The organism is Providencia sp. 6390 (assembly GCF_058148425.1).
The window spans coordinates 182,417-203,986 of the sequence record NZ_JBYVYL010000001.1 but is presented as its reverse complement, the minus strand read 5'-3'; the positions used below and the strand labels follow the sequence as shown (position 1 = coordinate 203,986).

At 42.0% G+C, this 21,570-nt stretch carries 15 protein-coding genes; all 15 read right to left on the bottom strand.

The window, feature by feature from the left end; genetic code table 11:
• Window positions 1–106 precede the first annotated feature (106 nt).
• On the bottom strand, window positions 107–1,279 hold the full coding sequence (bamB, locus tag AC3Z9T_RS01015; RefSeq protein WP_490124364.1) for an outer membrane protein assembly factor BamB: 1,173 nt from the start codon (window positions 1,277–1,279) through the stop codon (window positions 107–109).
• A 33-nt stretch (window positions 1,280–1,312) separates the two neighbouring features.
• A complete protein-coding gene (locus AC3Z9T_RS01010) occupies window positions 1,313–1,933 on the bottom strand; it encodes a YfgM family protein (protein ID WP_490124363.1) in 621 nt (206 codons plus the stop codon).
• Window positions 1,934–1,943: 10 nt separating this feature from the next.
• A complete protein-coding gene (hisS, locus tag AC3Z9T_RS01005) occupies window positions 1,944–3,236 on the bottom strand; it encodes a histidine--tRNA ligase (protein ID WP_490124362.1) in 1,293 nt (430 codons plus the stop codon).
• A gap of 213 nt (window positions 3,237–3,449) precedes the next feature.
• The gene (ispG, locus tag AC3Z9T_RS01000; protein WP_490124361.1) at window positions 3,450–4,571 is read right to left on the bottom strand and encodes a flavodoxin-dependent (E)-4-hydroxy-3-methylbut-2-enyl-diphosphate synthase; all 1,122 of its coding nucleotides are present in this window, start codon (window positions 4,569–4,571) and stop codon (window positions 3,450–3,452) included.
• Window positions 4,572–4,736: 165 nt separating this feature from the next.
• Window positions 4,737–5,687 (bottom strand): cytoskeleton protein RodZ, encoded by a 951-nt coding sequence (rodZ, locus tag AC3Z9T_RS00995; RefSeq protein WP_490124360.1) that lies wholly within the window; start codon window positions 5,685–5,687, stop codon window positions 4,737–4,739.
• Window positions 5,688–6,022: 335 nt separating this feature from the next.
• Entirely contained in the window at window positions 6,023–7,204 is a 1,182-nt protein-coding gene (gene rlmN / locus AC3Z9T_RS00990) for a dual-specificity RNA methyltransferase RlmN (RefSeq protein WP_070930066.1), read from the bottom strand.
• A 151-nt stretch (window positions 7,205–7,355) separates the two neighbouring features.
• Window positions 7,356–7,781 (bottom strand): nucleoside-diphosphate kinase, encoded by a 426-nt coding sequence (gene ndk, locus AC3Z9T_RS00985; protein ID WP_070930065.1) that lies wholly within the window; start codon window positions 7,779–7,781, stop codon window positions 7,356–7,358.
• Between the two features lie 247 nt (window positions 7,782–8,028).
• Window positions 8,029–10,350, bottom strand: a complete 2,322-nt coding sequence (pbpC, locus tag AC3Z9T_RS00980) for a peptidoglycan glycosyltransferase PbpC (protein WP_490124359.1) — start codon at window positions 10,348–10,350, stop codon at window positions 8,029–8,031.
• A gap of 60 nt (window positions 10,351–10,410) precedes the next feature.
• On the bottom strand, window positions 10,411–15,459 hold the full coding sequence (locus AC3Z9T_RS00975; protein WP_490124358.1) for an alpha-2-macroglobulin family protein: 5,049 nt from the start codon (window positions 15,457–15,459) through the stop codon (window positions 10,411–10,413).
• 390 nt (window positions 15,460–15,849) lie between these two features.
• Entirely contained in the window at window positions 15,850–16,818 is a 969-nt protein-coding gene (locus AC3Z9T_RS00970; RefSeq protein WP_490124357.1) for an Rpn family recombination-promoting nuclease/putative transposase, read from the bottom strand.
• 328 nt (window positions 16,819–17,146) lie between these two features.
• Complete coding sequence (locus AC3Z9T_RS00965; RefSeq protein ID WP_490124356.1) at window positions 17,147–17,605, bottom strand: enhanced serine sensitivity protein SseB C-terminal domain-containing protein; 459 nt, start codon at window positions 17,603–17,605, stop codon at window positions 17,147–17,149.
• Window positions 17,606–17,706: 101 nt separating this feature from the next.
• Window positions 17,707–19,002: an aminopeptidase PepB gene (pepB, locus tag AC3Z9T_RS00960; protein WP_490124355.1), complete on the bottom strand. Its 1,296-nt coding sequence runs from the start codon at window positions 19,000–19,002 to the stop codon at window positions 17,707–17,709.
• Between the two features lie 158 nt (window positions 19,003–19,160).
• On the bottom strand, window positions 19,161–19,361 hold the full coding sequence (gene iscX, locus AC3Z9T_RS00955) for a Fe-S cluster assembly protein IscX (RefSeq protein ID WP_490124354.1): 201 nt from the start codon (window positions 19,359–19,361) through the stop codon (window positions 19,161–19,163).
• 20 nt (window positions 19,362–19,381) lie between these two features.
• On the bottom strand, window positions 19,382–19,717 hold the full coding sequence (gene fdx, locus AC3Z9T_RS00950) for an ISC system 2Fe-2S type ferredoxin (RefSeq protein WP_490124353.1): 336 nt from the start codon (window positions 19,715–19,717) through the stop codon (window positions 19,382–19,384).
• Between the two features lie 2 nt (window positions 19,718–19,719).
• Complete coding sequence (gene hscA, locus AC3Z9T_RS00945; RefSeq protein ID WP_490124352.1) at window positions 19,720–21,570, bottom strand: Fe-S protein assembly chaperone HscA; 1,851 nt, start codon at window positions 21,568–21,570, stop codon at window positions 19,720–19,722.

Sequence of the window (21,570 nt, the reverse complement as noted above, 5' to 3'; positions counted from 1 at the left end):
AAGAATTTTGTGTTGCAACTAAAATAAACACAAAAAACAAAAAACGAAACGGTTCCTACATCAGGAACCGTTAATTTTATAGAGAAATTGGTGACTTGTCAGAAAATTAACGCGTCAACAGATAAACTGTGCCATTTCTTGCCTGAACCATCAACTTGTCGCTGGCTACCACTGGACGGCTATGGATACCTGAGCTATTGAGTTTATTTTGTGCCACAAAACCACCTGTGCTCATATCTAACCAGTGTAGATAACCTTCTTTGTCACCAACCACAATATAGCCATTGTACATTTCTGGCGCGCTCAGATTACGGTTTAGTAACCCTTCTTGCGTCCATAATGTTACGCCATCGCTCTTACGCACCGATAGCACACGATCATTTTGATCGACTAGGTAGAGGTTTTCGCCAGACAACACCATATTGTTTACAGAACCAAGATCGCGTTTCCATTTGATTTGGCCTGAACGCATATCCAGCGCCGCTAACGTTCCGTTATAAGCGATAGCATAGATCATACCATCATCAATAACTGGCGTCATATCAACGTCATCCAAACGACCAATTTCAGTAGAACTCGTCACTTGAGAAATACGTTGTTGCCAAATCAATTGACCTTGTGACAGTAATACAGCACTTACGCGGCCATTATCACCACCAACAATCGCGGCACCGTATGCCACACTTGGCGCTGATTCACCACGTAAGGACAATGATGGCGTATCCATATTCACTGTCCATTTAATTTCGCCGTTGTTTTCGTCAAGCGCTTGTAACATCCCATTGCTGGTATGAACAATCACAAAGCCGTTACTGGCTACTGGGCGAGAAAGCGCTTCACCTGCAACTTCGACATCCCACGCAACTGAACCATCTTCTTTGTTTAGGGCGATCACGGTTCCACGTTCAGTGCCGATATAAATATGATCACCTGAAACTGTTAACCCACCTGATAACAGTGCAGATAAGTTGGCAGAAAGAAAACCTGTGCGCTTAGAAAGATCAACAGACCAAATTTCTTTACCGCTATCAAGCTCAAATGCTTTCACTAGCCCTTTGCGATCCGCTGCATAAATCGAACTACCATCCCAAACTGGTGATAAATCAGAGTAAAACTGTTCAACACCATTACCGACTGATTTATCCCAAACAATAGTTGGCGTGAATTGATTTTCAACCTGTGGGAGTGGTGCCATAACGATAGAATCAGTTTCGCTGGAACAACCGGCAAGTAAAGCTGAAGCGACTAGGCCAATCAAAAGTGTTTTCCGCAACTGCATGTTAATCGTTTCCTTTCTACGTTATGTTATGAATTAATTAGACACGTTATTCAGTTTAAGGGTAAGAAGACCTTTAAGGGTCTGTGAGCCTTCACTATCCAGCCCTTGTGTATATGCAGCTTTAGCGCCTGCAATATCACCTTTTTGAAGTAATGCATCCCCACGAACATCTTGTGCAGCTGCCTGCCATGATTTCGCTTTGATATTCCCAATTGACGCTAATGCTGCATCTGCATTACCGAGAGCAAGCTGTACTCTTGCTAAACGCAGATTAATTAAATCCGCCATATCTTCAGTTTTGGCTTTATCTAAAGCACCTGCTAATGACTTTTCAGCCATTGCCAAGTCGCCTTTATCAACTGCCACCTGAGCAAGTTCTAAACCGATCATCGCACTGTAAACATCATTGGTTTCCGCTGCGAATTTTTGTGCAGCTTCAATACCTTGAGCTGAACCTGAATGCAACTGAGTGCTGACACTTTCAAATTTCTGAGCACTTTCTTGCAGCACATTAGTCTTATGAGACTGCCAATAGTTCCATCCGAAAACAGCCCCTACACCTAAAACAAGCCCAACCACTAACGCAACACCATTGTTAGCAAAAAAGCGTTTAATCGCATCAACTTGATCATTTTCGTTTGTATAGACTTCCACTTGTCTCTCCTTAACCTAACAGTTCAGCTAAACGCTGGGCTAAATGCTGCTGTGAAACCGTTTCTTGCTCACCTGTGCGTAGATCTTTAACGCCAACTTGGCTATTTAAGATTTCATCATCGCCTAAAATCAAAGCAATTTTTGCACCTTGTTTATCCGCACGCGCTAATTGTTTCTTAAAATTACCACCGCCATGATTAGTCATTACTCGTAATGTAGGCAGTGCATCACGCACTTGCTCTGCTAATAATAGCGCCGCTTTTTGACTATTTTCACCGAATGAAGCCAAATACACATCAGTCACGGACTCATCAGCAGTGAAACTTGGATTGAGGTCTTTGACCAACAAAACCATTCGTTCCATACCCATTGCAAAACCGACTGCTGGCGTTGCACGACCACCTAATTGTTCAACCAAGCCATCATAACGGCCGCCAGCACATACTGTACCTTGTGAACCTAATGCGGTTGTCACCCACTCAAACACGGTACGATTGTAATAATCAAGACCACGTACTAAACGTTGGTTGACACGATATTGAATACCTGCGGCATCCAATAATTTGCACAAGCCATCAAAGTGCTCACGAGATTCATCATCTAAATATTCAAACAGCTCAGGTGCATCATTAAGTAATGTTTGAACATCTTTATTTTTCGAATCCAGTACACGCATTGGATTAGTGTACATACGGCGTTTGCAGTCTTCATCGAGTTTTTCTTTATGTTGCTCAAGGAAAGCAACTAATGCTTCGCGGTAACGCGCGCGCGCGTCTAAAGAACCAATCGAATTCAACTCTAAGGTAACATGTTCACTGATACCTAGTGCACGCCACCAACGAGCCGTCATCATAATCATTTCAGCATCAATATCAGGACCTGCTAGACCAAACACTTCTGCACCCAGCTGATGAAACTGCCGATAACGGCCTTTCTGTGGGCGCTCATGACGGAACATTGGCCCAAGATACCATAAACGCTGTTCCTGATTGTACAGCAAACCATGCTCTATGCCTGCGCGGACACAACCGGCAGTATTTTCAGGGCGCAAAGTAAGGCTGATTTGTTCTTTATCGCTTTCTTGGCGATCGATAAAGGTATACATCTCTTTTTCAACCACATCAGTCACTTCGCCAATTGCCCTGCTAAATAGCGGGGTATGCTCTACAATCGGGGTACGAATTTCACTAAAGCTGTAACCTTGTAAAATATTTTTAAGTACTGCTTCAATTTTCTGCCAGACTCGAGTGTCTGCCGGCAGGTAATCATTCATGCCACGAACGGCCTGGATATTTTTTGCCACGTTATGTCTCTATTTTCAGAATCGAATAAACTCGATTATAAAAGCGAAAGGTCATTGGGTTCAATCGACAAACTACAATATTCCTGCTCAATCGGGAATTATCTGTGCTTTTGCGATAGATAGCGTTAATTTTTACTCTACAATGTGCTGATTTGATACGCTTAATAGAGATAAAAACAATAACTGGCTCGCAAAGAGCCAGTTATTGGACAACTATTTTTCTATTTGGTTTATCTCTATGCGATTACTTTCATCCAGCATTGCTGCTTTTGCACGAATTTTCGCCTCAAGCTGATCGATAATATTGTTATTATCAAAGCGCTCTTTCTGACGAATACCATCTTCATAGAAACCACTTTTCGTTTTAGCACCAGCAACACCAAGGGTCGATACTTCTGCCTCACCGGGACCATTTACCACACAACCGATGATTGAAACATCCATTGGGGTAATAATATCTTCTAAGCGCTGCTCTAACGCATTCACAGTCCCGATAACATCAAATTCTTGACGTGAACAAGTTGGACAAGCGATAAAGTTAATGCCACGAGAACGAATACGCAGCGATTTAAGAATATCAAAGCCAACTTTAACTTCTTCAACCGGATCAGCGGCCAGTGAAATACGCAAGGTATCCCCAATCCCTTCAGATAACAGCATACCCAATCCAATCGCTGATTTTACTGAGCCAGAGCGTGCGCCGCCAGCCTCAGTGATCCCAAGGTGCAATGGTTGGTCAATTTTCTTAGCGAGTAAACGGTAAGAACCTACCGCAAGGAAAACATCCGATGCTTTAACACTGATCTTAAATTGATCAAAGTTCAATCTATCTAAAATATCAACATGGCGCATTGCCGATTCAACAAGTGCTTCAGGAGTTGGCTCACCATATTTTTCTTGAATATCTTTTTCAAGAGAACCACCATTAACACCAATACGGATAGGAATATTATAGTGGCGGGCACAGTCAACAACTTGGCGAATACGCTCTTCGCTACCAATATTACCTGGATTGATACGTAGACAATCAACACCATACTCTGCCACTTTTAACGCGATACGATAATCAAAGTGGATATCGGCAACCAAAGGCACATCAACACGTTGTTTAATCAGTTTAAACGCCTCAGCAGCATCCATCGTCGGAACAGAAACACGTACGATGTCAACGCCTACACGCTCTAATGACTGTATTTGACGTACCGTTGCATCAACATCCGTTGTGCGGGTATTGGTCATAGACTGAACGGCAATAGGTGCGCCATCGCCAATAGGTACGTTACCTACATAAATTCGGGTGGATTTACGTCTTTTGATCGGTGATTCATTATGCATTTTAATTTAACTCTCCGGACTTCCGTGTGCTCTTAAACACTGTTGTGTAGTAATAATCATTGCTTCAATAATCACTATACACAAAAACGTAAACTGCAAACTATCACATTTAATGTTTTAGGATACAGTTTACGTCTTTTCAATTCTTAGCCATATGCCCTGAAATTACGCTTCAGGGACTTTTAACTTAGCTGGGCGGTTTGCTTTAATAAAACGGCTTAGATCAACCGCATTACCATTGAACTGTGCATCAACATTTGCAGGTGCACCAATATTTAACCGGTAAGGAGGTGTGCCCTGTAAATCTAATTTATCGCCGTTGTTCTTTGTGCCACTAAACAAAATTTTATTATTGGCATCACGGACTTCGAGCCAGCAAGGCCCTTTAAAATTCATCACTAACGCATCTTGAACTGCAGGTACAACTTCAGGCTCTTCGTTGGTTTGCGTGCGGTCAATAGCGACCGTTGTATTTGGTGTATTTGGCAACGGTACAGTTCTAACGGGTTGCGGCTCAGTGGTTTGACTATCAATAGGTTGAGTCGGTGCTAAATCAATTGGCGTGCTTTCAGCAGTCAATGGTGCATTCACTGCCGCAGAGTTATCAGAAACATCACTCGGCAATTCAATTGGGTTTTCGGTGCTATTTTGCTGAGAGAGGATCAAATCATTTTGATTTGCCATCGTGGTTAATTCACTTTTCTGTGCTTGATGGTCTTGCCACCACCACACACCGACCATTGCGATCAAAACAATCACAATTAGCCAAGTCACTTTCATTAGCCAGCCTTCGCGTTTTTTGCGCTTCTTGCCTAAAGAATAACTTTGCATTGATGAAACGGTTGATACTGCAATCGGTTCATCAGTTTTTAATAACGCATTTAATTCACTTTCAGTCACATTCACCATGCGTGCGTAAAGGCGCATATAGCCACGTAAAAACGTCGGTTCAACACCAGCTGGCTTTATATCTTCATCGATTTCTCTTACCGTACTTACCTTAAGACAAAGGCGCTCCGCAACTGCCTCTTGCGTGAGTCCCATTCGCTCACGAGCCTGAGATAATAGTTTTCCTACAGTGATTGGGGTTTGTTCGGTATTGTTATCGATAGTCATTTGCTGGCAACACTGTTTCCGAGTGAATGAAATATAAAGCTATTTTTCCTAAGCTTTACTCGTGATAATCCTAATGTGACAATTAAATTAATATCATCACCTACAAAACATTGTAGGTGATGAGGGGCATTTTGCCTATCCATAAAATGACCTAAATGATAACCAGGCCAAATGTTTAGACCCCATCTATACTCTAAATAATTCGAGATGCAGGTAGGTGACAAGCGAAGATAGCCGATGAGCATAGATAAACTCTGTGATTCGGCGAGCGTAGCGTAGTCACTTATGCCTCAATAAAAAGCCCTGCAACTTGAAGTATGACGAGTATATTAACATCAGACTGCTTTAACCTTGATAGGTTCCCCAGCCATACGTTTTTTCAATGTTCGTTTTGTTCTGTCAATCACTTCACCTGCTAATTGACCACAGGCTGCATCAATATCATCACCACGAGTTTTACGCACTATCGTAGTAAAGCCATATTCCATTAGAACCTTAGAAAAACGGTCGATACGACTATTTGAGCTACGACCATAAGGTGCCCCAGGGAACGGGTTCCAAGGGATCAAGTTAATTTTACTTGGGGTATCTTTTAAACATTCAGCTAACTGGTGAGCTTGCTCAGTACTGTCATTAATATGATCAAGCATCACATATTCCACCGTGACCCGACCACCATTGGCATTTGATTTAGCAAGGTAGCGTCTAACACTGCTCAAAAAGGTTTCAATATTGTATTTTTTATTAATCGGGACAATATCATCACGCACATCATCTGTTGGCGCGTGCAATGAAATAGCTAAAGCCACATCAATCATATCGCCCAATTTGTCTAAAGCAGGTACAACACCAGACGTTGATAAGGTGACACGGCGTTTAGATAAGCCAAAACCGAAATCATCCATCATGATTTCCATTGCTGGCACAACATTGTTGAGATTTAATAACGGCTCACCCATTCCCATCATCACCACATTGGTGATCGGGCGGCGACCACTGGATTTTAACGAACCAATAATTTTTGCGGCACGCCAAACTTGCCCAATAATTTCTGAAACGCGTAAGTTACGGTTGAAACCTTGTTGTGCCGTTGAACAGAATTTACATTCAAGTGCACAGCCCACTTGTGAGGATACGCATAAAGTTGCACGGTCATCTTCAGGGATATAAACCGTTTCAACCTGTTGATCACCCACAGTGATCGCCCATTTAATCGTTCCATCCGCAGAGCGCTGCTCTTCGGCAACTTCCGGTGCACGGATTTCAGCGACTTCCTTTAGTTTCGCTCTAAGAACTTTATTGATATCTGTCATTTGATCAAAATCGTCATAACAGTAGTGATAAATCCATTTCATTACTTGGTCAGCACGGAATGGTTTTTCACCCATTTGCGCAAAGAATTCACGCATCTGCTTGCGATTTAAATCCAGCAGGTTGATTTTTTGTGAGTTAGTTTCTGGTGTGACAGAAATAGCAGAGGAAGTTGCACATTGTGCACTAGTAGTCATATCGGACATTTTGAGTTGCCTCGTTGTTACACTTTCGGCGAGTGCTATTGAGTAGCACAACGTTAATAATAAAATCGCCCTGTTAACAATTATATTAACAGGGCGACGCATTGTACAAACTTTATAAGAATAATGCTAATGCATTACACCAGTTTATCACTTAGCGAGGGCAAATTTCATCTTCTGCGAAGAAATACGCAATTTCGCGGTTTGCTGATTCGATAGAATCTGAGCCGTGAACCGCATTTTCAGTGAAGCTATCTGCATAGTCAGCACGCAGTGTACCTGCTAACGCGTTATCTGGGTTAGTTGCACCCATTAGGTCACGGTGACGTTGAACAGCGTTTTCACCTTCAAGAACTTGCAGCATGATTGGGCCAGAAGTCATAAATTCAACCAGACCTTCAAAGAAAGGACGGCCTTTGTGCTCTGCATAAAAACCTTCTGCTTGCTCACGAGTCAAATGCAGCATTTTGGCGGCAACGATTGAAAAACCTGCGCTTTCAAAACGGTGATAAATTGCACCAATCGCGTTTTTCTTCACTGCGTTTGGCTTGATAATAGAAAATGTACGTTGAACCGTCATAAATAACCTCTTTAGCGATACCGTGACTTTTACCCTGAATTCTCAACTCTTCTTCAAGTCAATTAAAATGAAAAGTAGATATCAGTTGTCGTTTTTTATTGTGTGCCTCTTCTGCTGACCAGCAACAGAAAATAAGGCGTTGATTATAGGGGCTACGGTTACAATTTCCTACAGTCACATCAACATTTTGTTAAACTTTTTATAGCAAAAAACACTATTTTTTTGGCTAAGTCACACTTTTAATGCGCTACTTCACTTTAAAATCCACCGACGTTACCTGCCCACCCAAATCTAAAACTGATATTTGATAGCTTCCTGATTTATCCAACGTTAGCAAAATAGTGCCATTATGATTGGTTTCTTGCACTTGTTCGCCGTTTAAAAACCACCATTGGCGACCTTGCCCACCTTGAGAAACTAAACGCAGATCCAAACTACTCTTCCCCGGTAACCGCTGTAGCACTTCTCCGCTACGAACGCCTGATATCAATAGGGGTGGCATTTCTGCTCGCAACGGAGGACATTGAGGATCAGCTTTTGGTAAACGGTTAACCCGTTTTTCACTTAAGGGCAACCATGATTCTAAGGTTATCGGCCACAAATAGATCTCTTTTTCGGTTGCATTTGGGCAATCGGAGGCAACTTGTAAGCCTTGGCTGTTAATCCAAACCTTTTGCCTCAAACCTAGTAAAGATTCTTGATCTTTCGCCATTAACGTTGGTGGGATGGTATTATCTAAAATCCAGCTCAAGCGACGTTGCCGGCAATTACTATCCTCTTTTGGTAATGCCGTACCACTTGGCCAGCAGATCACGGCTTGACTGACGCTTGCAGGTCGAGGATCTTTGGGCATCGATAAATGTGATTGATACAAACGGGCCAACAATAGATTATTTACCTGGTTCATAATTGGGATCGCGGTTGCATAACCATATTGACCGGCTACAGGTGTACCATCGGGCCTTCCTACCCAAACCCCTATCGTATAACGCGGATTTATACCAATTGCCCATGCATCACGGTAACCATAGCTCGTTCCTGTTTTCCACGCTAAGTTCACTTGAGCGGTTAAACTACTATCAGGAACAGGGCGCGCCTCCCCTCCCATAATACGACGAATGATCCAAGCCGCACCCGGTGACATTAATTGACGATCACGTAAGACGTCTGTTGGTCGATAACGTAAAGGTGCTACGTTACCTTGACGAGCAAAGCCACTATAAGCCGAAACAAGATCATCCATACGTGCCGCTGTTCCACCTAAAATCAGAGATAAGTTAGGCTCACTCGCTAATGGAAAGCGCAATTCAGTTCCTACATTCCGTAATTTAGCAGTAAAACGTTTGCTACCATAGACATCAAGAACCTGAACAACAGGTAAATTCAATGAACGTACTAATGCATCACTAACACTTACAGGGCCATTAAATCCACTATCAAAATTACCCGGTCGATAATCATCAAAGCGTCGGGGAACATCTTGTAGCAATGACTCGGCATGGATCAAACCATCATCCATTGCCAATGCATATAAAAACGGTTTTAGCGTAGAGCCTGGTGAGCGCCACGCTGTGATCATATCAACATGACCAAAACGGTTATTATCTTGAAAATCAATAGAGCCAATATAAGCTTTTACACTCATATCTGTATGATCAACCACCAGCAGCCCCAGCGAAGTTTGCTTCGGCAATTGGTTTTTCCAATTCATTGCCATGTCTTCTAATTGGCGCTGCAATCCTGCATCAATTGTTGTTTCAATAATTGGGTCTTGCACATCTTTGACCACGCGTCTAGCCAATAATGGGGCTGAATTTGGACTTTTACGCGGTGCAAGCCAAATTTGTTCTTGCTTAATATCAGCAATTTTCTCTGATGACCAAACTTGGTATTCAGCCAGTCGATCAAGCACTTTGTTACGGGCAGCTTGAGCCCTTAATGGATAACGATCTGGCCTTAAGCGGCTTGGCGCTTGTGGCAACACTGCAAACAATGCAGCCTCTCCGGACGTTAATTTATCGGGGGATTTATTCAAATATACCCAACTTGCTGCACCGATCCCTTCAATCGTTCCACCGTACGGAGCACGATTGAGATACATTTCCAATATCTCATCTTTTGAATAATGATATTCAAGTTGAGCTGTTCGCCATAGTTGTTTTAGTTTACCGCTTACGGTTCTATCATGAGGATCAACCAGACGCGCAACTTGCATAGAAATGGTACTACCACCCGAAACAATACGCCCAGAGCTGATATCCTGCCATAATGCTCTAAGTAATGAGAAAGGGTTAACCCCCGGATGGCTATAAAAATGGCGATCTTCATAAGTAAGAAGTGCTTCAATAAACTCAGGTGAGACCTCATCCAATTTGACAGGATAACGCCATATTCCTTCTTTATCAGCAAAACGCCAAAGCGGTGTGCCATCTGCGGCAACTACTGTACGCGCCATCTCAATTTGTTTGATGGGTAATGGCCATATTTTATCAGCCAATACAAACAAGAGAGGTAAAAAAATCACCAAGCAGAGCAAAGTCAGCCCAGTGCGTCGTAACCCTTTTTTCATAGATGGATGTACCGCAAGGAAATAGCCCTTATATCAAGTAGTATAAGGGCTTTATTAAGATTAACGAACGATTTCTAATTGACCGTTAGCATTGCCAACAGCGCGCCATTCCGGAACATACATTGATTCCACTTGTGGTACAGGAACACTGTATACACCCGGCGTCACTGCACGCGCTAAATACACCAACGTGGTCGGTTTATATTGCTGAACTTCAACAGCGGCAACGAAACGGTCATCACGGTATTCCATATGACTGATTTGTGATTGCTGCATATCATCGATCACTTCTTGTAAGTTCGGTGCTGTTTCACTGAGATTAGCACTACTATTAGCAAGATTTTGGTTTTCTAATTCCAAACCAGCAGGCAATAAATCAACCACTAATGCATCAGGTACTCTTTGTGTAGCATTCACTTCTAATTTCACTACCACCATTTCACCTGTTCTTAGACGATCAAGTGAAATTGGCTTACCTTGTAAATCCAAATAGGTACGTTTCACATTCAACACATTAGAGCTTGGACGTGGTGTATACATCGGATAACCCACAACATTTAAGCGACTATACAATGTGTTGGTACCCGTATTTTCAATACTATAACCCGTTTGCAATTGCTCTTTGGTTAAGAATTCATTGACTGGTTTGTCTGATGACATAGGTGGTTGTTGACCGTTAATCACTGCTTTCCATGGTGACTCTGTATCATTGACATAATAACGCCCCGCTAAGTACAACGCGTTACTTTCTTGAGTTGAGAAGTATTGCTGTGATACTAGGTTATTTGACAACGTTTGCAGTTTTTGGTCACGTGATTTCGGCATCAATTGATGTTCATTCAACAATGCGATGATCAGTGCATCATCACGAACGATTGAGCCATAATCACCATCATAGCTGTAACGAGCACGTTGTTTTTTCAAACCATCAACAATCGCGCTATCGCCGCGTGTTTTATCTCCCATCAAATTCAACGCAACACCCAGTTGAACTAACGATAGGCCACTATTGGCTTCATTGGCTCTTGAGTACAGTTGACGTAATGCACCTAAAGGTGCTTTTTGTTGGGTTGCTAACACTAAACCAGCGTAGGATTGAGCTGCAAAGCGTGCTGCTGATGGATTATCAGTGTATGGGTAATTGATTTGATTACCATCTTGCAAATAGCTTAGTAACCGGCTGTTTGCGCTAGTGATAGCTTCTTGAGGTACTGAATAGCCACGTTGGTTAGCGCGATTTAGGAAATCGGCAGCATAAGCCGTTAACCAATACTCCTCATTACCATTACGATCCCATAATGAGAATCCACCATCCGCACGTTGCATACTTAATAAGTGTGGGATACCCACTTCGATAGCCTTACGACGATCATCATCAGTCTGTGACTTCACACCCAGTTTCGAAAGCTCTGCTTGAGAAGAATACAATGATGGGTATAACCCGCTAATGGTTTGCTCAAGGCAGCCATATGGATAAGCAAATAACTCACGAATATAACGCGCAATTTGTAATGGAGGACGGCTAGTTAACAGAACCTGCCCTTCTAATGTGTCCGCTGATAAGCCACGTAAATCATCCAGTGGTAATGTCCACTGCTCACCTGGTTCTACAGCTATCGCATAAGAAATCGTTTCTGCAGGTTGTGCTGGGCGAACACCCACTTTCCAGCTATTGCTATATTCTTTCAATGATTCACCCGGTAAATTAATACCATTGATTGTCATTGAAACATCACCTTCACCATAACCATAATCCGCACGGACAGGCAAGGTAATAGTAGTACGTTTACCTTTAACTAATGACAGCTCTTTTGATGCTGGGCCCTCTAATTTCACCATACCTGATGCTTTAAAGGACACTGTGACATTTTGCGTATTATCCGTGGTATTGGTTAAATCTAAAGCAAAGTATGACTTATCACCACCAGCCATAAAGCGTGGCATAGACATTTGTGTCACTAATGGTGCAGCAACCACGACTTTACTATCTGCATGCCCAAATTCTTTTTCATTCCATGCTTGCGCCATCACACGTAATTCGCCATTAAAATCAGGAATTGCTAATGTGATTTCACCTTCACCGTTTTTATCTAACGTGACGGGTTTTGCTTGCTCAGCAATGATTTGAACTTCAGTTAATGGTTTCAGACCACCACGTTCTAGCGCGGCATCTTCACTATCACCACCAAAACGTAGGCTGGCTAATTTACCTTGTCCTTCAATCAAATGGCCATAGACATCATATTGGTCGACGCTATAACGTTTCCGTCCAAAGAAGGCGTCATACGGGTCAGGTGTTTTAAAATCAGTAATATTCAGCACACCCGTGTCAACTGCTGACAAGAGGACATTCACTTGTTCAGGAAGTGGCTTACCATCCTGTGCCGTTGCTTTCACTTTTACGGTGAGATCTTGATTTGGTCGCATCTTAGTAGGTGCCGTCAATGCTAAACCAATTTTACGGTTTTCATCTGCCAATGGTAAATGCAACACCCCAATTGCACGTTTAACTGTCGCTTCTTTTGAATCATCACCAGGGCGCACAACTACCGCCGTGATATAGAGATCATGACGTGCCCATTCTTTGTTTACGGGAACTTCAACTTCCATACCTTTTTCAGGTACATCAATTTCTTGCCACCACAGTGGACCACTGCTTGACTCAAGTAACACATAGCCTTTACCTGCTTTAGGCGATTCAATACGAACTTTCGCTTTTTCACCCGGTAAATAAGCAGGTTTATTTAAGCTAAGTTTGACCTGATCAGGACGTACTGCACCATTGCCGCCCGCATTATCTTGCCATGAGTACCCTGCCCAAAACTGTAGGCTACTGACTAATTTATTGTCTTCATTGACGACTTCAAGACGGAAAGAACCCCAATCAACAGGGAACGATACTTTTGCAGTACCCTCTTTTTCAATCTTGATATTTTCATTTGCCATCACCAAATCTTTTTGATCGTAATTTGATGTCCAGCCACCACTTTCAGACCAGCTCCAAAAATAATCGCGACGCTCATAGATAAGGCGAGTAGTTAAATTTTCAGCCGCTAATTTATTTCCAGCTGCATCAGCAAGAACTAATTCAAACTCTGCAAGAGAGTTTTCATCAACGTTATAGCGCTTGGTATAGCGGTCAGTGCGATAGTCATAAATTTCTTTTTTATTGAACAGAGGGCGAATGCCGACTAAGGTATTTGCAGGCCACACAGATTGCTCAGCACGGCGTGTAACAGGTCGCCCACCCGCTTCCAATAAACTTGCTTGAGCAATAACCTTAATTGGTGAACCAAGTGATTCCCAATTGCTTTGTGGAACCGCAATCACGGTTTCCCCGCTATCATTCAAGGTGAGATCGAATTCATCTAACTTGCGTTGCAATCCTTCCTCACTTTCGAAACCAAACTCAAAGCCTGGTAATTTAGCCACTGCTTCACGATCAGGACGGATCAATATTTGTCCTTGCAGTTCATTACCTGCGGCTGGCGCACCATACAAATAGCGCCCTTGAATATCGAATTCAACGGGTTGATTATTTAAGATAGGTTTGTCTTGCGCCGTAATATCTAATGCCATACGCTCTGGCATGAAATCTTCAACATTAAACTTGTAATAACGCAGTGGTGAACCATCGCCTAAATCAAAACGCAATGACCAACCACCTGTTTCCGCTGATTTTGGGATCTCATACTGATATTGATAAAGGCCATTTTGGTCTTTCTCAGGCTGCCAAACAAAGCTTCTAACCACTTGACCATCTGTTTTTAATACATCCACTTTCACTGGCTGCGCTTTAATTGGGTTCCCATCACCATCACGCAATAAGCCATTAACCAGCAATAGTTCACCCGGACGATACAAGTCTCGTGGGCCAAATACAAAAAACTGTTTCGCATAACCAACAGGGCCTGAAATATCAAACTCAGACAAATCAAGCGCTGGCTGAGTGAGGTCAATCATGCTTGTTTGACCATCCAGGGTCGCTAGAAGTAGTTTCCCTCCAGCCAATTTATCTAATTTGGCATGACCATCACCATCCGTCGTTGCTTTATTCACTAACTGGCCTTTTTCATCCAGTATGCGTAATTCAACTCCTTTTAATGCGGAGCCTTTCGCTAAAGATTGTGTAAATACATCAACTTGATCTTGATAGCTATGCAGTGATACACCAATATCACTGAGTGTAAATACGGTGGCAGGGAATTGATAACTATAGCTACCCGCCTTTTGCATGATCGCTAAATAGACGCCATCTTGTTGCAGTTCTTTGATATCTTTTAATGGCAATAAAATGTTCTGGCGAGTATTTTTTTCTGGATTCAGATCAAAACGGCCTGTATATGCCAATTTGACCTTATCGAGAAACTCTTCTGAATACCAATATTCATAGTTACTACGATATTGCCACATAGCTAAAAATTGTGGGAGTTGCTCTTCATCAATTCGGAAAAAGTTAACATCAACTTTATCAACATTAAGCGCCATAACAGGTAGACCTTGAGCGACTTTACTTGGTAATAAAGAACCTTTGCTAGCAAAACCAACAGTTGGAATAATTTGTGCTGTTTGTATTTTTTTCTCAAATGGCGCCGTAATTGTGCGCTCATTAACGGCTTTAATCCCCGAGTTAACGGTCAGATTTAGTTCTCTAGATGGAGGTAGATGACGGAAACGTAATTCCATTTGGTTATCAGAAAGTTCCCATGCACCATCAAGTTTTCCTGTTTTTACATCAACTAGGTTCAAGAACTGTCCAAAGTCTTGGTTCGGTTCCAGAGGTACAGAGAAGGTTACAACCATTGCGCTTGCGCCGTCTAATTGCAGCTCAGATGCATCGAGGATTGTCACATCTTTACCTGCGTAGCGTTTGATCATCTCTTCTTTTGAGAGTTTCGGCGCAGTTTTGTTTTCTGCCGCTAGGGGGGCGGTTTTAGTTTGATTCTCTGTCGCTGATTTTTTTTCAGTCGCGACATTGGTTTCTTTTTTGCTTGTATCGTCTGTATTATCACAACCCGTTAATGCAATGACAGATGCGAGAGCCGCTGCAATATAACGTTTTTTTGTTTTTAGACCCGCCAATGAAGCCCAACTAAAATGTTGATTCATGACCGACTCTTCCTTTTATAGTTAAATTTATTGAGTTTTACTTCCAATCAATATATTGAAAGCAACAAAAATTTTGACCTGATAATAAAAATAGGCGAAGACTGAAATAATTTGTATCAATCGGTTGTATAATTTAACAGAGAGGGAGATGAACACCTATAAGACAAAACGGAAAAATGGCTCAATATTATGTGTAATTAGTTATTATACTTACTTAAATTAAATGGATTATTAATTATTTCCATTACACTTAAAATAATTAGGTCTGTAGTGGGTGATGATTACCTAAAACAAGTAAAACTGGATATTTATTTAAGTTATGCTTTGTTAAACAAACAACCTATACACCTACTCTTTCTTTGCTATAGCAACAAAGCATAACCGTTCAATTTACTGTAGAGATATGAGGTCTTCTCGGCTTAATCCTGTACTATCTATGATTAATTCAAGGCTAACACCATTTTTTAAAAGGGCTTTCGCAGTAGCTAGATTCGCTTCATGTTTGCCCTTTTCAATCCCTTTTTCAATGCCCTTTTCTAGGCCCTCTTCTAAACCTTGTTGATGACCCTTTTCCCAACCTGCTTTTATGCCTTTGTCTTGCAAGCGCTGTGCGATACTCATAATAACCTCTTGATATTTTTCAATTTGATTACATAACTGTTGAACCACTTCCTCAACATTCGGTGCATCAACCGTAGCGAACAGATAATTGAGAATAGTGATGACATCACTATCAGTATTATAGTCGCGATTAACCACTTGGGCTATCAAAGAGATTACGTGCTTACCTTTATCTCGATCTCGCAAATGTTTATGCTTCATCACCAATTCCATAATCGCAACCTTACGAAAATTGATAAAATCATTATCATCCACCACCGTTACATCAACCAAAGGAAAACAGCCTGTATATAACTGATTTGCGATACTCGCTAATGGGAAACAGTCTGTCCATAGTTGCGAATAGGGATAAGGAGAGGTATCACCATGGTAGAACAAAATAGGAACAACTAGCGGTAAATCTTTATGCCCTTGCTGCAAGTGTTGATTCATTGCCAAAAAAGCATAATGCATTAATCGCCACGCCATCAGCCTATCTGGAGTTGATTGATGTTCGACAAGCAAGTAAATATACCCTTCGCCTTCTGTGGTTTGCACCGAATACAACACATCAGATAACCGTGAACGTAGCTGTTTATCCACAAAGGAGGAGTTAGTCAGTGTCAGCGTGTTAAAATCACATAACGCACTAATATGTTCTGGTAAATGAAAGTGGAAAAAATCTTTAGCATTCTCAACTTGAGACATAAAACTTTTAAATGCTGCATCGTGAACTGAATGTTTATGTGCCTTCTTCATTACTGAGCCTTATCTGAGCCAACCAATAAACAACTAGCATCGTTTGTGGTTGCTTTTAGGTTTTCACTTTAGAAGGGAAATCGTGTTTCAAATGACTGCTAATCTCGTAATACAGCAATATTCATTGCTAGCGCTATTTTTCATAGATATAAACGACAAACCCTACTGCTTATGACTGCGCGAAAAGCGTATCATTAGGGGCATAAAAGGATCATTAGTTGCCCGATTAACTCAGCACTAAAGTTTCTCCGAAAAATTAAATTTGGCGTTTGTCGAGGATCACAACTGATGGTGGGATAATGGGTTCTAACCGAACCCATCATTATATTTACTTGGTGTTTTTAACTGGAATGGTATCGCGTAACCAGCTACCTAGTTTACGCTGATAGAAAGGTTCAATATGCTCAGTGATAAAGTGGCTAATGCCTTTTTCTGCTTCGTTAACTAAACAGAAATCAATAGATTCATTATCTTCGAGATAATCACATGCTAATGTGCCCGCTTGATGAATAATTTCATCAATATTTTCAGTTCCTGGCACAAATTCTAACGCCACCATTAAAATTGCTTCGCCGCTATCATTGTTTTCCTCTTGAGCAGAAACAATAAAAGCACGACGTACGACTTTATGTTGTTTAAAACACTCTATTAGCGCTTCAGTTAATGCTACGGGTTCACTTTCAAGTACACTTAGTTTCAATGATGCGCCTTGTGGAATGGTTAATTCAGTAAACTCGACGTCATTGTCTGCGTTTGATGAATGATTATTTTCAGGTTGCTGCGACATATTAATGCCTTATAGAAAATATAAAAATGATTACCGTTATAATAAAAAAACAGGCACGAAAAGTCGCCCTCTTCGTGCCTGTTTATTGATTTTAATACTGCTTAGCCTGCTTTTTTGACTAATAAGTTAGCTATTGTTCTCACACCGATCCCTGTAGCGCCTTCTGCCCATAGGCTCACTGGTGACTTACGGTAAGTTGCTGAACAGTCGATATGGATCCAATTTTGGCGATAGTTTTCAACAAAGTGAGACAAAAATGCTGCCGCAGTGCTCGCACCTGCGGTATGAGATGGTGCAGCAATGTTATTCAAATCAGCAAAACCTGATGGCAATTGTTGACGATGGAATTCCGCTAATGGTAAGCGCCAAAAGAGTTCATGTTCTGATTCTGAAGAATCCATTAATTCAGCAACAAACTTATCGTCAAAGCTAAGAACTGAGTGGTAATCATTACCTACGGCTGTTTTAGCAGCGCCGGTTAATGTGGCTGCATCAATAATTAATGATGGCTTTTCTTTGCAAGCATCAATTAAACCATCAGCAAGTACTAGGCGCCCTTCTGCATCAGTATTCATCACTTCAACAGATTTACCATTACGGTAGCGGATAATGTCACCTAATTTAAAGGCATTACTGCTCACCATATTGTCAGCTAAACAAAGGAACAGTTTAACGCGTTTTTTCAAACCTCGTTTAATTGCTAATGCCAATGAGCCTACTAATGTAGCCGCTCCGCCCATATCTGCTTTCATGGAATTCATTGAGGAAGATGGCTTGATGCTATATCCCCCTGAATCGAAAGTAATACCTTTACCTACAAGACAAGCAAAAACCGGTGCATTCGCATTACCTGTTGGGTTGTAATCTAATGCCAATAACGCAGGTGAACGGTTTGAACCACGACCAACTGTGTGGATCCCCGCATAACCTTGTTCAACTAAATCATCACCTTTTACGATGCGATAGCTAATATTTTCTGCACCTACATGGCATAACAAATCAATTGCACGTTGTGCTAGCTGCTCAGGTCCCAGTTCTTCAGCTGGCGCATTGATCACATCGCGAACCCAATCAATAGTGCGAATACGGTTTTCTAATTCTGTACGTTCAGCTTCGGCCAGTACTGGCCATTCAATCGTTCTCGCGCCTTTTGGTGCACGAAAACCTTGCCAAAATGCCCAACTTTTTTCCAAATCCCAACCTTCACCAGTTAGGGATACATTACGAATACCTTGGCTATCTAATTTACGCCCAGCACTTTGCACTGCACATAATTTACCCGGATGTTTTAAGTGGATAGTGATCCCTTTATCGCCAGAACTGATTAAAGCGCCCTCACCCCAACAAGGTGCAGCTGCTTCAGATGAAATCATTACTGGCATAATTTGTTTTGTCATCGTTTCTCTCACTTTAGCTATTATTGCGGGTAATGTTATCAATGCTTACCCGTCGATATGAGTAACTTAACCGATTAGCGGTCAAACAGATATCAATATAGTGCTGATTAAATGGAAAAACCGGACTAAAAGTCCGGTTTACTCACTTAACTGAATCGTTATTCAAATTCATCTAGCCAAACTAACAAGATGGCTTCTAAGATCTTTTCATTCGATTTTTGCGGATCATCATCGAAATCTTCTAAATCGCATATCCATTGATGCATGTCTGTGAAGCGAACTGTTTTGGGATCCAAATCAGGGTAGGCATCATACAGTGCTTCGCCGATTTCCCGACTATTCGACCATTTTAGACTCATATTAAGTTCTCCGCGTTAATTTAATGCTCACGAGCATGGTTGATTGTATATTTAGGAATTTCAACCACTAAATCTTCGTCAGAGACCCTCGCTTGGCAGCTCAAGCGGCTTTCTGGTTCTAGCCCCCAAGCTTTATCCAACATATCATCCTCTAATTCACTGCTTTCTTCCAGTGAGTCAAACCCTTCACGAACAATACAGTGACAAGTCGTGCATGCACATGATTTTTCACATGCATGTTCAAGTTCAATACCAATGCGTAACGCAGCATCTAAAATTGACTCACCGTCTTGTGCATCAACAACTGCACCTTCAGGACATAACTCAGTATGAGGTAAAAAAACTATTTTAGGCATAATTATATCTCATCCACAGAATGGCCTGACAGCGCTTGGCGAATAGAAGTATTCATTCGGCGAGCTGCAAACTCCTGTGTTTGCTTATCCAGTTGTTTAATGGCATTTTCAATAGTGGTAGGGTCTGTGCCTTCTACCGCTTCAATTAATGCATTGACTGCATTATCAATCGCTGACTCTTCTTCTGGAGCCAATAAATGTGCATCTTGCTCTAATGCGCTGGTCAAACTTTCAAGCACTCTAGCAGCTTCAACCTTTTGTTCTGCTAAGCGACGAGCGTTGAAATCATCTTGAGCATTAGACATCGAATCTTTAATCATGTTTGAGATTTCAGTGTCAGTTAACCCATATGAAGGTTTCACCTGAATTGAAGCTGCGACACCTGTCGATTTCTCCATTGCACTCACACTCAGTAGTCCATCTGCATCCACTTGAAAGGTAACGCGTATATGTGCACCACCAGCAGGCATTGCAGGAATATCACGCAGCGCAAAGCGTGCTAGAGAACGACAATCAGAAACCATTTCGCGTTCACCTTGTACCACATGCACAGTCATCGCTGTCTGGCCATCTTTAAACGTAGTGAATTCTTGCGCTCTAGCAACAGGGATAGTGGTATTGCGTGGGATCACTTTTTCCACTAACCCCCCCATCGTTTCAAGACCCAAAGAAAGTGGGATGACATCAAGTAGCAACATGTCACTATCTGGTTTATTACCCACTAAAATATCAGCCTGAATTGCAGCGCCAATTGCCACAACTTTATCAGGATCTATCGAAGTTAATGGCGATTTTCCAAAAAACTCACCGACTTTATTTCTAACTAATGGGACACGAGTCGAACCACCAACCATCACAACATTGAGCACATCTTCAGCTTCGACTTGAGCATCTTTCAGTGCACGTCGACATGCCATTAGTGTACGTTTCACATGGTTTTGAATCAGTTGTTCAAACTGTTCGCGGTGAATTTCACCCTGCCATTGTGGCAATGATATTTGTACACTATCTGTGTCGCTGAGTGCGATTTTCGTTTCAGTTGCTGCATTGAGTAATTGACGATTTAAACGATGATCGCCTTGGCTGATAATGCCCGCTTGCTCAGCAATCCACTCTGCCAATACTTGGTCAAAATCATCACCACCTAATGCAGTATCACCCCCCGTTGCAAGCACTTCAAATACGCCACGACTTAAACGTAAAATAGACACATCAAAGGTGCCGCCGCCAAGGTCATAAACAGCAATCACTCCTTCTTGCCCAGAGTCAAGACCGTAAGCAATAGCAGCCGCAGTGGGCTCATTGAGTAGACGTAATACATGCAACCCAGCCAAACGTGCCGCATCTTTAGTGCCTTGACGTTGTGCATCATCAAAATACGCAGGAACAGTGATCACCACGCCATCCATTTCACCACCCAATGTTTCTTCAGCACGCTCAGCAAGCGTTTTTAATATATCTGAAGAAACTTGGATCGGGTCAACTTGCCCTGAGGCCGTTTGAATAAATGGTAAGCCATTTTCACTGGCAGTAAGGTGATAAGGTAAATCAGGGTAGCGTTTTTGAATATCTGTTAATGAACGCCCCATCATTCTTTTCACTGAAATAATCGTGTTAACAGGGTCAAGCTCCGCAAGTTGTTTGGCTTCCCAACCCACTTGTTTGTTGTCAGCTTGATAATTGACAACTGATGGCAATAAATAGCGGCCCTCATGATCGGGTAATACCGCGGCTTCACCGCTACGTACAGTTGCAATTAAAGAGTGAGTAGTACCTAAATCTATCCCAGCAGCAAGCTTACGTTGGTGCGGTGCGGCAGTCATACCGGGTTCACTGATTTGAAGTAAAGCCAT

What these genes read in the sequence shown, in the direction of transcription:
- bamB (WP_490124364.1), bottom strand. Translation starts at nt 1,279, where the DNA reads ATGCAGTTGCGGAAAACACTTTTGATTGGCCTAGTCGCTTCAGCTTTA.
- ispG (WP_490124361.1), bottom strand. Translation starts at nt 4,571, where the DNA reads ATGCATAATGAATCACCGATCAAAAGACGTAAATCCACCCGAATTTAT.
- rodZ (WP_490124360.1), bottom strand. Translation starts at nt 5,687, where the DNA reads ATGACTATCGATAACAATACCGAACAAACCCCAATCACTGTAGGAAAA.
- rlmN (WP_070930066.1), bottom strand. Translation starts at nt 7,204, where the DNA reads ATGTCCGATATGACTACTAGTGCACAATGTGCAACTTCCTCTGCTATT.
- ndk (WP_070930065.1), bottom strand. Translation starts at nt 7,781, where the DNA reads ATGACGGTTCAACGTACATTTTCTATTATCAAGCCAAACGCAGTGAAG.
- pbpC (WP_490124359.1), bottom strand. Translation starts at nt 10,350, where the DNA reads ATGAAAAAAGGGTTACGACGCACTGGGCTGACTTTGCTCTGCTTGGTG.
- AC3Z9T_RS00975 (WP_490124358.1), bottom strand. Translation starts at nt 15,459, where the DNA reads ATGAATCAACATTTTAGTTGGGCTTCATTGGCGGGTCTAAAAACAAAA.
- AC3Z9T_RS00970 (WP_490124357.1), bottom strand. Translation starts at nt 16,818, where the DNA reads ATGAAGAAGGCACATAAACATTCAGTTCACGATGCAGCATTTAAAAGT.
- AC3Z9T_RS00965 (WP_490124356.1), bottom strand. Translation starts at nt 17,605, where the DNA reads ATGTCGCAGCAACCTGAAAATAATCATTCATCAAACGCAGACAATGAC.
- pepB (WP_490124355.1), bottom strand. Translation starts at nt 19,002, where the DNA reads ATGACAAAACAAATTATGCCAGTAATGATTTCATCTGAAGCAGCTGCA.
- iscX (WP_490124354.1), bottom strand. Translation starts at nt 19,361, where the DNA reads ATGAGTCTAAAATGGTCGAATAGTCGGGAAATCGGCGAAGCACTGTAT.
- fdx (WP_490124353.1), bottom strand. Translation starts at nt 19,717, where the DNA reads ATGCCTAAAATAGTTTTTTTACCTCATACTGAGTTATGTCCTGAAGGT.
- hscA (WP_490124352.1), bottom strand. Translation starts at nt 21,570, where the DNA reads ATGGCTTTACTTCAAATCAGTGAACCCGGTATGACTGCCGCACCGCAC.